Source organism: Burkholderia sp. BE12 (genome assembly GCF_002959955.1).
Classification (GTDB): domain Bacteria; phylum Pseudomonadota; class Gammaproteobacteria; order Burkholderiales; family Burkholderiaceae; genus Burkholderia.
The window spans coordinates 211,255-223,774 of record NZ_PREY01000006.1 but is presented as its reverse complement, the minus strand read 5'-3'; the positions used below and the strand labels follow the sequence as shown (position 1 = coordinate 223,774).

The 12,520-nt window shown below is 67.6% G+C and carries 8 protein-coding genes; all 8 read right to left on the bottom strand.

Going from position 1 to position 12,520, the window contains the following annotated elements:
- Nucleotides 1-6: 6 nt before the first annotated feature.
- On the bottom strand, nt 7-390 hold the full coding sequence (locus C4B30_RS09020) for a CpaD family pilus assembly lipoprotein (protein ID WP_089499949.1): 384 nt from the start codon (nt 388-390) through the stop codon (nt 7-9).
- Between the two features lie 14 nt (nt 391-404).
- Nucleotides 405-1,787 carry a type II and III secretion system protein family protein gene (locus C4B30_RS09015; RefSeq protein WP_027784113.1) on the bottom strand — a complete coding sequence of 461 codons (1,383 nt, stop codon included), beginning with the start codon at nt 1,785-1,787 and terminating at the stop codon, nt 405-407.
- 63 nt (nt 1,788-1,850) lie between these two features.
- On the bottom strand, nt 1,851-2,873 hold the full coding sequence (gene cpaB / locus C4B30_RS09010) for a Flp pilus assembly protein CpaB (RefSeq protein ID WP_105132390.1): 1,023 nt from the start codon (nt 2,871-2,873) through the stop codon (nt 1,851-1,853).
- A 17-nt stretch (nt 2,874-2,890) separates the two neighbouring features.
- Nucleotides 2,891-3,373, bottom strand: a complete 483-nt coding sequence (locus tag C4B30_RS09005; protein ID WP_105132431.1) for an A24 family peptidase — start codon at nt 3,371-3,373, stop codon at nt 2,891-2,893.
- A gap of 89 nt (nt 3,374-3,462) precedes the next feature.
- A complete protein-coding gene (locus C4B30_RS09000) occupies nt 3,463-3,645 on the bottom strand; it encodes a Flp family type IVb pilin (RefSeq protein WP_027784110.1) in 183 nt (60 codons plus the stop codon).
- 886 nt (nt 3,646-4,531) lie between these two features.
- Nucleotides 4,532-7,111 (bottom strand): EAL domain-containing protein, encoded by a 2,580-nt coding sequence (locus tag C4B30_RS08995; RefSeq protein WP_027784109.1) that lies wholly within the window; start codon nt 7,109-7,111, stop codon nt 4,532-4,534.
- A gap of 56 nt (nt 7,112-7,167) precedes the next feature.
- On the bottom strand, nt 7,168-10,857 hold the full coding sequence (locus C4B30_RS08990) for a response regulator (RefSeq protein ID WP_105132389.1): 3,690 nt from the start codon (nt 10,855-10,857) through the stop codon (nt 7,168-7,170).
- Between the two features lie 43 nt (nt 10,858-10,900).
- Nucleotides 10,901-12,136 carry an ABC transporter substrate-binding protein gene (locus C4B30_RS08985; RefSeq protein ID WP_105132388.1) on the bottom strand — a complete coding sequence of 412 codons (1,236 nt, stop codon included), beginning with the start codon at nt 12,134-12,136 and terminating at the stop codon, nt 10,901-10,903.
- Nucleotides 12,137-12,520 lie beyond the last annotated feature (384 nt).

The following is a 12,520-nucleotide window of genomic DNA, read 5'->3' as shown; positions in this document are numbered from 1 at the left end:
AGTGGGTCAATGACCGGGCGAGCCGGTCGTCGTCAATGTCTTGCCCGGCGCGGGCTGCTTCACGCGATCCTCGACGTAGCGGCGCACCGCGTCGGCCGCGACTTGCGCATCGGCGCCGCCGTACGGCACGGGCGCGACGAGGTCCTCCGGCCGTGCGAGCATCGTCGCGAGATTCGTGTACGTCGCGCAGCCGAACGGCACGCCGGGCCGCCCGAACCCTGCATCGACGAGATGCGACGGCTGCATCAGCTTCGCGCAGTCGGGCGGCACCGCACGCACGCCGTCGAAGCCGATCGCGCGTGCGTCGGGCAGGTTGATCGGCGGCGGCGTCGACAGGCAGGCCGCGAGCGCCAGCGGCAACGATGCGGTGAACAGGGTTCGAATTAGCATGCGCGCGCCTCCGGTCAGTACACGAAGCCCGCGGCGCCGACGAGACGCGGCGTGTCGCCCGACAGCATGTCGAGCCCGAGATTGCGCTGAATCGCGAACTCGAGATCGCTGCTCGGCCGCGCGACGGTGTCGAGCGCCTGCTCGAGCTGGCCGGGCCCGGTCGGCTGCACGATGTACGGCGTCACGATCACGACGACCTCGGTCTTGTTGTCCTGGAAGTTCTTCGACGAAAACAGCCGGCCGATGATCGGCAGCCGGCCGAGCCCCGGGATCTGCGACACGGTGTTGGCCGTCTGGCTCTGCAGCAGCCCGCCGATCGCGAAGCTCTGCCCGCTCGACAGCTCGACCGTCGTCTCCACGCGCCGCACGGAGAGCCCCGGCACCGTGACGCCGCCGGTCGTCACGCTGTTGCTCGGATCGACCTCGCTCACTTCGGGGCGCACCTTCAGGCTGATCCGGTTGTCGGCGAGCACGGTCGGCGTGAAGTCGAGCGACACGCCGAACGGCTTGAACTCGACCGTGATCGCGCCGGTCGTGGTGCCGGCCTGCGCGACCGGAATCGGGATCTCGCCGCCCGCGAGGAAGCTCGCGGTCTGGCCGGACATCGCGGTGAGATTCGGCTCCGCGAGCATCGTGATCAGCCCTTCCTGATCGAGCGCGTCGAGCACGACGTCGATCGACCAGCGCCCCGTATGGAAGCCGCCCAGCACCGAATATGCGCCGCTCGGCGCCAGGTTGAACAGCTTGTTCGTCGGATCGAACAGCGTGCGCCCGTTGAACAGCCCGCCGATGAAGTTGCCTGCCGCGCCGAGCGAACTCCAGTTGATGCCGAGCTGCTGCGTGATGTTGCGGCTCACTTCCGTCACGCGCACGCGCAGGTTTACCTGAATCGGGCGCGACAGCGTGAGCCGGTTGACGATCTTTTCCTTGTCGCTCACATAAGGCGCGAGCGATTGCATCACCGCGTCCGCGTCGGCCGCGCTCGGCACCTTGCCCGACACCATCAGCGAGCCCGGCGCGCCGGACACCGACAGCTTCAACTGCGGAAACCGGCTGTCGAGCACCGTCTGCAGCGATGCGGTGTCGACCTGCACGATCACGGTCCTGCGCAGGATCGGCCGATGATTCGCGCCGAGCGCGATCAGCGTGGTCGTGCCGGCCTTCTTGCCGAACACGAATACGGTGCGCGGCGACGGCACCTGAATGTCCGCGATGCTCGGGTCCGCGACGAACATCGCGGTCGCCGGTTCCGGCAGCGACAGCATCTCGCCCTTGCCGGTCGCGATCGACAACGCCGCGCCGGCATCCGCCGCCTGCGCGCGCTGCGCGAGCGCGGCGCCCGGCGCGACGACGCAGGCCAGGCACCAGAAAGCGATCCAACGAACCATGCGCACCATGCGTGTTCCCGTCAAATGCCGGCCGCCGGGCGGCCGGTTCCGAATCGACATCTCGTCATCGCGTCACTGCGCGGCCGCCGCCCTCGGCACTTGCGCCGTCGCGTCGGCGGCGGCATTGCCGGCCGCGGGCGCAGGCGGCATGCCCGGCCAGCCGGACGGCAGCGGCGGGATACCGGGCGTGCCGACACCGCCGCCGCCACTGCCGCGCGAGCCGTCGTCCACCGACGAACCGCGATAGATCACGACCGTGTTGCCCTGCGGGGCCGGCCGCGTGCCGGCGTCGGTCCGCGCGGACGGCGAGCGCGTCGCGTCGCGGAACGCGCGCGATACGTCGCCGGCCCATACCGGCGGCGTATCGGGCTCCTGTTCGTCGCCGCCCGCGGCCTCGCGGCGGTCGCTCGTTGCGAAGCTGCGCAGCGCGAGCGACAGCGAACCGAGGCGCGTCGCGACCAGCACGACCTGTGCAGTGCGCGGCGCGACCTCGAGCGTGACCGTCCGCGCGCGCACCGGCGCGTCGGGCGCGCTCGCAGCCATCTTCGCGCGCTGGAATTCCGAGCCGACCGCGAGCACGCGCGCGCGGCGCACCACCGTCTCCGCTTCGAAGGTGCCGGGTGTCGTCGCGGACCCGCCGATCTGCTGCGTGAGCACGACGTCGACGAAATCGCCCGGCTGGATCAGCCCTGCGTTGCCCGACACGTCGTCGACCGGTACCGAGATCGCGCGCATGCCCGGTTGCAGCGCAGCCGCGAGAAAGTCCGGCGCGCCGGCCGAAATCACGTTGTCCGCGCGAATCGGCGCACCGGCGTCGACCCGGTTGCGCAGCAGCGCGCCCTTGAGGTCCACGCCCGGCTGGGACTCGACGAATGCACCGGCCGGCACCTGCGCACGCGACATGCGCTTCCACGCGAGATCGTTGTCGCGCAGCAGCAGCCCTTCGGGCAGGTCGGCCGCCGCGACGCGCACGTTGACGTCGCTCGACGTGCCGGGCGCCGACGGCGTCGACGTGGAGACATACAGCTGGCGCAGGATGAACGCACCGACGGCGGCAGCGATGATCAGCACGGCCATTCTCAGAGGTTTGGGCATGGCGGCGTGCGTTCCCGCTAGGTGAGAGAAACCGTGTGGGGGAACGGCGTCCAGACGGCCAGTGCGCCGCCGAGCGCGAGCGCGACGCCGTACGGCACGCCGCGCATCTCGATCGCGCGCGCCGGCGCGATGCGACGACGCTGCCACGCAACGGCCGCGAGCACGGCAAGGCCGCATGCGGCGCCGCTCGCACCGACGATCGTCAACACCGGCAACGCGAACGCCGGGCCGGCCCACAGGAACACGGCCGCCGCCAGCTTCACGTCGCCGCCGCCGATCCAGCCGGCGTGACGCAGTCCGCCGAACAGCAGCAGCATCGCCACGGCGGTCGCCACGTGACCGGCGAGCTGCGCGAGCCCTTCGCGCGCGAGCGCGGCCGCGACGAAATACAGCATGGCGAACGCGAGCACCGTGCGGTTCGACAGGCGCCGCGTGCGCATGTCCTGCAGCACGAGCGACATCAGCACGAGCGTCGCCGCCGACTGTACGAGATAGAGCATCGGAGAGCCGTCCATCGGCGCGCCCCGGCTGGATACGTCGTACCGCGGCGGATCCTTATGTTCGTCGGCGGCGCGCGGGTTCAGGGGGATCAGATCAGCGCGGTGACCTTGTTGATCAGCGACGTGAATATGGCCGGCAGGCCGCCAGTATTGCTGCTCAGGATCACCCCGACCGCCGCCAGCGCGACGACGACGATGCCGGCGAGAACCGCGTATTCGAGCGAGCTGACGCCGCGTTCATCGCGCAGCAGGGATTTGACGTAGTGCAGCATGACAACCTCCGTGTGACGGGGTCGGTGATCGACCGTTGAATGTAAAGACGCGGCGTTGCTTCGATGGCGCGCACGGCGTTCGCCCATTCACGACTCATGCGGCAGCCCTGGCATCGGGCATTCGCATCCCCTCGAATCCGTTCGATCGCTGCAACGCGCGGCCGTCTGCAATGGAATCTGCCACCGCCGGCGCTCGCTTGTTGCGTAGCCGCATCGGCACGATGCGGATCAAGCCATTTCGTCTAGGGTATAGACAATTTTTTCGGTGTTTTCAAATAATTTAGCGTCGAAATGTATTTATGAAAATGCCTGTGAAAAAAATCAAATCCGGATCTCGGCACTCCGGAAATTAATGCCGCCCCAACTACGTGATCGTCATCCAAATTAACAACCTTACTGCTTCGCGCGGAATGATGTTCCGGACCGTGCACAATTCATGCATTTATTCAATTTTCGATTGCCGGGCGATCCCCCTGACCGCCCGGTTATCGAATGCCGGGTGGGCCTCCGGCGTCACGTCGAGCAACCCGGGCGCTGCCGCCGCTGCCGCATGCTCCCTATCGTACCGAGCGAGTGCCGCGGTTCGTTTTCCGTGCGCCGTGATGGTGATCGATTGACGATTTAGACCTCGACATTTTCCCGCCAGCCGAAATTCATTCAGCGCTCGCACGGCATCTTTGTGCAATCAATTCGGGCACGACGTGCCGCACGAGTTTTGCGCATCGATTGCGGCATCACGACAAGAAACTATCCGGACAGATGCATCGCTTTATCCAGCTGCCTATTCCGCGACAGAAGAATTGGCTCGTCAAACCACCTGAAAATCGGCTCCCGGCGAAATCGCGCCACGCGTCGAAACTCGCGCGCGGCGCATCCCGGCCGCCGCTCAACCGCGATCGCGCGGTTCCGGCGCGTCGAGAAACCGCAGCGGAGACGCGCGCGTGCCGAGGCGGGCCACGCCAAGGTCTGCCCCACTCAGCGACGTGTGCTCGAACCGCTGGAACGACTCGGCAATGTGCTTGCGCAGTAGCGCGACGTCCCATGGCTTGATCAGCAGCTTCTGAACGGATCCGTTGCCGGACGCATCGACGATCGACGCCCCATCGCCGTAGCTGGACAGCAGGATGCGCACGATGTCCGGGTACAGCGCCTTGACACGCTGCAGCAGGTCGACTCCCGATACGCTCGGCATCCGGAAGTCCGATACGATCACGCCGACGCGATGCTGGGCGAGCAGGTCGACCGCTTCGTCGGGATCGGTGGTGTCGAGAATCTCGTAGCCGTCGCGGCCGAGCGCCTGCCTGAGCATCTGCAGCACCGCACGGTCGTCGTCCACCAGCAGCAGCGTACGGTGCAGCAGTTCGCGCTGCCGGCAGTGCTCGGGGAGTTCCGAGCCGGCGGACAACATGTCGGCGATCGCGTCGCCGGTGACCGGATGGCTGAAGTAATAGCCCTGCATCGCATGACAGCGATGCCGGTTCAGGAACGACAGCTGTGCTTCCGTTTCCACTCCTTCGGCCACCGTCTCCATGTGCAGCGACTCCGCCATCGCGATGATCGAGCGCGTCAACGACGCGCCTTCCGCGCTGGTGGTGACGTCGCTGAGGAACGAACGGTCGATCTTGACGACGTCGATCGGCAGGTCCTTCAGGTAGGAAAGACTCGAATAGCCGGTGCCGAAGTCGTCCAGCGACAGCACGACGCCGAGCGTCTTCAGCTCGCGCAACGTCTGTGCGATCGCGTTGCAGTCCTGCATCAGCACGCTTTCGGTCAGCTCCAGTTCGAGCGAGTGCGGCTCGAGACCGGTTTCCGCGAGCGCCGTGCGCACCATCTCGGCCACGTCCTGCTGCCGGAACTGGCGTGCGGACAGATTGACGGCAATCCGAATCGGCGGATGCCCTTCCCGGCGCCACGCAACGGCCTGTGCGCACGCGGTACGCAACACCCATTCCCCGATCGGCAGAATCAGCCCGCTTTCTTCGGCGATCGGGATGAACCGGTCGGGCGGAATCACGCCGATTCCCGGACGTCGCCAGCGAATCAGCGCTTCGACGCCGCTGATCTGGCCGGTCTTGAGATCGACCTTCGGCTGGTAGTACAGCTCCAGTTCGCTGTTCGCGACCGCCTGATGCAGCGCGTTTTCGAGGATGGTCTGCTCTTCGACGCGGGCGCCCAGTTCGCGCGTATAGAAGCTGTAGCAGTTGCGCCCGTGTTCCTTCGCGCAGTACAGCGCGGCATCGGCCGTCTTCAGCAGCGTCTCCGCGTCGGTCCCGTCCGTCGGGAAGAGGCTGACGCCGACGCTGGTCGTCACGTGCAGGTCGTGCCCGTCGAGCACGAACGGCGCAATGAAGGTATCCAGGATCTTGCGGGCGATGACGTCCGCGTCCGCCGGTGTCGGCAGGTTGACCAGCATCACGACGAATTCGTCGCCGCCGAGCCGCGCGACCGTGTCGCCGTCGCGCACGGAGCTTTTCAGGCGCGCGGCGACGACCCGCAGCAATCCGTCGCCGACCGAGTGGCCGAAGCTGTCATTGACGTGCTTGAAGCGGTCCAGGTCGAGCACCATCACCGCGATCAGCTGCCCGGTGCGCCGCGCCTGCGACATCGCCTGTTCCATCCGGTCGCCGAGCAGGTTGCGATTCGGCAGGCCGGTCAGCGCGTCGTGATTGGCCAGGTATTCGATGCGCCCCTGCTGCATCTTGCGTTCGGTGATGTCCTGCACGATGCCGCGCAGGATGATCGCGTGGTTCGGGTCGCGGCCGGACTCCGCCTGGTGCAGCACGCAGCGCTCGGTGCCGTCCGCATGGATCAGCCGATGCTCGAGCGAGAACGCGACGCCTTCGGTGCGCAGGCTCGTGTAGGACTGCACGAGCATCGGCTGCTCGTCGGGCGGAACCGCCTGCACGAGTCGTTCGAACGTGGGCGGCGTGTGTGCGGCGTCGAGCCCGAGAATCCGGTACAGCTCCGGCGACCAGTAGCCGTCCGTCCGCCCGGCCTGGTATTCCCAGTTGCCGAGGTGCGCAAGCGCCTGCGCATGCGTGAGGCTGACCTCCGTCGTCGCGAGCTTTTCGACCGCCGCGGCCGCGCGCAGCAGATAGCGGATCCGGTAGCCGAGCAGTTTCCATCGCATCGGCTTGGACACGAAGTCGGTTGCGCCCGCATCGAACGCGCTGGCGATCGACGCGTCGTCGTCGTTGCCCGTGAGCATGACGATCGGCACGCGGCGGCCCTCGGGCAACGCACGCAACGCCCGGCAACAGTCGAAGCCGTCGCCGCCGGGCATTTCGACGTCGAGCAGCACGACGACCGGACGATGACGCAGGAACGCGTCGATGCCCTCCTGCGGCCCCGTCGCTTCCTCGACGCGAAAGCCTTCGGGTTCGAGCGTCTCCACGACCAGCATCCGCGTCATTGCGTCGTCATCGATGATCAGAATCGCCGGCACATCGGCATGTTCCTGGTTCACGACCGTCCTCCTGTTTTGCCGACGCGCGATCGCCGTGGCGATCGGCCGGCGTCCATTCAACCTTCGACGCGCTCCGCGATCAGCGCCGCGTGTGCGTGCCCGAATTCCGCGTCCGTACCGGCGACCAGTTCCGCCGCCGCGCGCACGTCGGCGGCGCGCGCCAGCCGCTCGATTTCGCGGCAACGCGCCGACAGCAGGTGCGCACCGACGTTCGCGCTGCTCGATTTCAGCGTATGGGCGGCCAGCTTCAGCGCGTCGGGATCGCCCGCTTCGACCGCCGCATGCATGTCGCGGATCAGCCGCGGCGCATCCGCCGTGAACTGGTCGATGATCCGCGTCAGGATATCCGGACGGCCCGGCCGCTGAAGCGCGCGCAATGCATCGAGCGCCTTGCGGTCGATCACGCTTGCGTCGTCGTCCGGATCGGCGGCGGCTTCGCCGCCCGCTTCCGGATTCGTTTCGACGCCGGCGCCCGTCGGTGCCGCATCGCTTCCGGATGCCGCCGCGCATGCCGCCCCGCCGACATGGCGCGCGAGCACCTGCAGCAGCGCATCGCGGCGGAACGGCTTGCCGAGATAGTCGTCCATGCCCGCGGCCAGGCAGCGCTCGCGATCGCCGCTGAGCGCATTGGCCGTCAACGCGATGACCGGCATACGCGGCGCACCGGCTTCGGCTTCGCGGCGGCGCAACTGCCGCGTCGCCTCGAAGCCGTCGAGCTTCGGCATCTGGCAGTCCATCAGAACGACGTCGAATACGTCGTCCGCCAGCAGTTTCAGTGCCTGCTCGCCGTCGTCGGCCACGGCGACCTGATAGGCGGTGTCCTCCAGCATCGCGAGCGCGATCTGCTGATTCACGACGTTGTCCTCCACCAGCAGCACACGCGCCGAGATCGCGCCGAGCGGTCGGCCCGGGTCCGCGCCGACGTCGTCGGATACCGGCTCGGCCGGCGTCAGCCGCGACGGCATCACGTGCATCGCCGACGCGATGGCCGTATAGAGGTCGGCGCCATGGAGCGGCTTCGTCAGCCGGGCGGCGATGCCGAGTTCGTGCGCGACCTGGATGCTGTCCATCATCTCGAACGCGGTCAGCGTGATGATCCTGAGCGCACGCAGCGACGGATCGTGACGGATATGCTGCACGAGCGAGATACCGTCCATCCCCGGCATCCGCACGTCGACGATCGCGAGATCGAACGGAGCGCCTTCGGCGACCGCCGCGCGCAACTGCGACAGCGCGTCGTCGCCGCCGATCGCCGTGGCGACGCACAGTTGCCATTCGATCGCATGTTCGAGCAGCACGCTGCGATCGGTTTCGCTGTCGTCCACGATCAGCACCTTCAGGCCGGCGAGCGACGGTCTTGCATCCGCTGCGATGCCGACCTCGCCGGAAGCCGGCTCGAACCGGGTCGTCACGGTAAATACCGAGCCCTTGCCGGGCGTCGATTCGAGCGTGAGCGTGCCGCCCATCATCTCAGCCAGCTGGCGGGAAATCACGAGACCGAGCCCGGTTCCGCCGTATTTGCGCGCGATCGAGTTGTCGGCCTGCTGGAACGGCCGGAACAACTGCGCGGCCACCTGCGGGGCGATGCCGATGCCGCTGTCGGCGATCGCGAACACGATGCGGCCGTCGTCCGAATACGAGGCGCTGAGCTCAACATGTCCGTGCTCGGTGAACTTGATGGCATTGCCCAGCAGGTTCGTGAGCACCTGGCGCAACCGCACCGGGTCGCCGCGCATCCATTCCGGAACGGTGTCGCCGCGCTTGTACACGAGCGCAAGCTCCTTGCGTCGCGCGTTGGGCTCCAGCAGCGCGACGACGTCGTCGAGCAACTGATGCAGATTGAAATCGATGCGCTCCAGCCTCAGCTTGCCCGCCTCGATCTTCGAGAAATCCAGAATGTCGTCGATGAGGACGAGCAGCGTCTCGCCGGATCGATACACGGTGTCGACGAACTTGCGCTGCTTCGACGTCAGCCGCGTGCGCTGCAGCAGTTCGGTCATGCCGAGCACGCCGTTCATCGGCGTGCGGATCTCGTGGCTCATCCGCGCGAGGAACTCCGATTTCGCCGAATTCGCGGCTTCGGCCGTGGCGATCGCCGCCTGCAGATCGACGTCGCGGCGCTCGATTTCGTCGAGCATCATGTTGAAGCCGGCGATCAGCGCCGCGACTTCGTCGCTGCCTTTGTGCGCCATGCGCAACGACAGGTCGCTGCCGCTGCGAATGCGGGCCATCGTGCGCGTCAGTTTCGACAGCGGCCCGGAGATCGACGCACCGAGCCGATGGCTGATCACTAGCCCGCCGATCGCGAGCAGGAACGATACCCCCACGATCATCACGATCGCGGTTGCCACGGCCCGATAGACGTCCGAGACGATGCCGCGCTGCTGAAGATCGACACGCACGGCCTCCTGCTCCGTGTAGGCCGCGAGGCGATTGGCCGTCGTGTCGACGTCAGCGACGATGCCCTGCATGGCCATGTCGTTCGCCAGCATGTCGGACTTCACCGCCAGGATGCGGCGCGCGGAACCCGCCAGCGCCGTGGTCAGCCCGATGACATCCTGTGCGCGCTTCGCGTTGCCCGGGCCGTCCGCGACGAGCGCATCGCGCAGCGCGCCGGCGGACGTGGTCAGCGCGCCGATGCTCCTTCGCAGCTCGTCGTCGGCGCGCTTCAGACGGTCGGCGCTGTCGCTTTGCGCGATCATGCGCAGGTCGAACGCCAATGCGTTGATGCCGCCGCTCACGACCGACGACAGCGACTCGACCCGCGCGGCGCGCCGCCGGAATTCGATCGCCTCGTCGAGGCGCTGTCGCGCCTTGACGATCTGCAACGCGAACGGATCCGCGACCTCCGCGAGCTTCGCGTCCAGCGCATCGAGCGACTGCAGCACCCAGTCCTCTTTCGCACGGTAGCGCGGTGCGACGGACGGCTCGGCGAACATGGCGCCGCGCAGCGCGACGAGGCCGTCGTGGCCGTCGAGGATGTCGGCCGACACGCGCCCGAGCGCGCTCGTCACGCCCTGCGCGGTCGCGGCATCGAGGTTCGGCGCCGCGATCGCGAGCGCATTGCGCGCGCCGTCGATCGACGCCTGCATGCGTTCGCGCAGCGGCGCGAGCCGGTAACGGTTCGGCGCGACGTCGACGCGGCCGGCGGCGGTGATGACGTCCTTGACGTTCATGCGTACCTGATCGAGCGCATGAATCGTCCGGTTGTATGCGGTGTTGGCCGCGAGCGCGCCGCTCACCGCCGCATCGGCGTCGTTGTCCAGCCGCCCGGTTTCCTTGCCGATCTCGGTCAGCAACGTGGCGCCCCGTGTCTGCACGCGTTCGATCAGCCGGCGTTCGGCGACGAGTTGCGCATCGCCGCGCAGGCGCTTGTCGACGCCTTCGTTCATCGACCCGAGCATCGTCCGCAGGTCGGTGGACGGTTCGTCGATGCCGTGCCCGTCGATCGCGCGCACGGCGGCCGTGATGCCGGAGATCCGCTGCAATTGCGTTTCGATCTCCGACGACGACTGCTGCCGCTCCGACGCATCCTGGGCGTGCTCGAGCCGGCCGAACTCCACCGCGAGTTCCGCATACGCGCGCTGGAGTTCGTTGCTGCGCACCTGCAGCGGCAGCGATTCCGTCGTCAGCGTGCGCACGCCGGACGCGATGCCGTGCACCGCGATCAGGCTGGTCACGGAAATCGCCACCGCGCCCAGCAGCATCAGGCTGGTGCTGGTGACGAGCTTCGCCTTGATGTCCATGCAGCTCTCCAGGATCGGGATGGCCCGGCGGCCATCCGGCCGCTCATTGCGCCGGCACGGCGAGCGGCGTGACGCGGCCGTGCGCGATTTCGGTGAGGAATACGTCGTTCAGCGCCTGGTGATCGTCGGTGCTCAGGTTGGCCACCAGGCCGCCAAGGTCGAGGTGCCGGATCGATTCGAGCGCCTGCTTCAGCGTCGCCCGGGTCGGTGCCGGCCCCGCACGGTCCAGCCCGATCAACGCGACCTTCGCGTCGAGGCAGCCCTCGATGTGCACCACGCCGATGTGCTCGTCCGGAAAGCGCTGCGCGATCAGCCGTGCGCAGTCCCGGACCACGGGACGCTCGCTTTGCGGCAGCGGCACGACCTGCGAAATCAGCATGCCGTTCCCTTCGTCGCCGATCAGGCGCAACAGGTCGTCGGTGCCGACGAACGACACCGCCGCGAGACGGGCCGCGAGGCCTTCGCGGTGCGCCGCACGAATGAATGCGGCGACCGGCGTATACGGGCCGACCATGATGACGACGTCCGGCCGCGCATCGAGTACGGCCGCGAGCCCCGTATTGACCGCCGTCGTGCCACGCCGGAACGTGCCGGTGGCGACGACGTCGAGGCCATGGCGGTGCAGCGCGAGCTGCGTGCCCGCCAGCACCGCGAGCCCGAAGCCGTCGTCCTGGTAGAACACCGCGAAGCGCTTCGCGCGGTCGTGCGCGATCAAGTAATCGACCAGCGCGCGCGTTTCGTCGTCATAGCTCGCCCGGATGTTGAAGACCTCCGGAATGACCGGCCTGCGCAGCGCCATCGCGCCGCTGAACGTACCGACGAGCGGAATGCCGGCGTCCCGGATCATCGGCAGCACCGCGGTGGTCGTCGGCGTGCCGACATAGCCGAACAGCGCAAGGACGTTGCCCCGCTCGATCATTTCCAGCGTGTTGTCCACCGTCCGGTCGGGTTCGTAGCGATCGTCGGCGACGACGAGGTCGATTTTTCGGCCGCGCACGCCGCCGTGAGCATTGGCGTCGTCGAATACGGCTTGCGCGCCGATCAGCAGCCCGTGTCCGAGGCCCGCGGAATTGCCCGATTGCGCGTTGACCATGCCCAGGCGGATCGTGTCGTCGGTCACGCCGGGTTCCGCCGCGAAGCCGGCGCCCTGGCCGCTCAGTGCGGCGCAGCACGCGATCAGCGCCAGCGCCTGCCTGGCGCGGGGACGCGTGAGTGCGTGCAGTACGTTCGAAAGCCAGGTGCCGGAACACATCCGTGTGGCTGACACACTCTCGTCCATGTTGGGCTCCCGTTCAGCCCCCGATTGTTCTGATTTGATGGCGCGCCCCCGCCGCATGCCGCACCGCTGCCGTGGTACGAGTCAATTAGTCATATATATAGGTGGCATACGTTGCGACTGCAAGCCGGAGGAGCGGAGCGGCGCAGTTTGGCGCGGGTTGTTCCGCTGCGGGGGCGGGATGCGGGCGGACGTGACCGCGCGGGATCGCCTTTCGGTGTTTCGGTATGGTTGTCAGTGTGGTGATTTGTTGCGGAAATCGATGTGCGAGGGCCGGACGCCTGCGGCCTGTTACGAACGCTCTGCGGGTTGCAACGGGGGCCGAGACCGCGCGCGACGACTTCGAACTCGCCTTCGGGGTGTCAGGAGTCTACGTGTCGGAGAAGT

Excerpts from the sequence above, each read along its gene's own strand:
- C4B30_RS09020 (WP_089499949.1), bottom strand. The coding sequence starts at position 390 with ATGCTAATTCGAACCCTGTTCACCGCATCGTTGCCGCTGGCGCTCGCG.
- C4B30_RS09015 (WP_027784113.1), bottom strand. The coding sequence starts at position 1,787 with ATGGTGCGCATGGTTCGTTGGATCGCTTTCTGGTGCCTGGCCTGCGTC.
- cpaB (WP_105132390.1), bottom strand. The coding sequence starts at position 2,873 with ATGCCCAAACCTCTGAGAATGGCCGTGCTGATCATCGCTGCCGCCGTC.
- C4B30_RS09005 (WP_105132431.1), bottom strand. The coding sequence starts at position 3,373 with ATGCTCTATCTCGTACAGTCGGCGGCGACGCTCGTGCTGATGTCGCTC.
- C4B30_RS09000 (WP_027784110.1), bottom strand. The coding sequence starts at position 3,645 with ATGCTGCACTACGTCAAATCCCTGCTGCGCGATGAACGCGGCGTCAGC.
- C4B30_RS08990 (WP_105132389.1), bottom strand. The coding sequence starts at position 10,857 with ATGGACATCAAGGCGAAGCTCGTCACCAGCACCAGCCTGATGCTGCTG.
- C4B30_RS08985 (WP_105132388.1), bottom strand. The coding sequence starts at position 12,136 with ATGGACGAGAGTGTGTCAGCCACACGGATGTGTTCCGGCACCTGGCTT.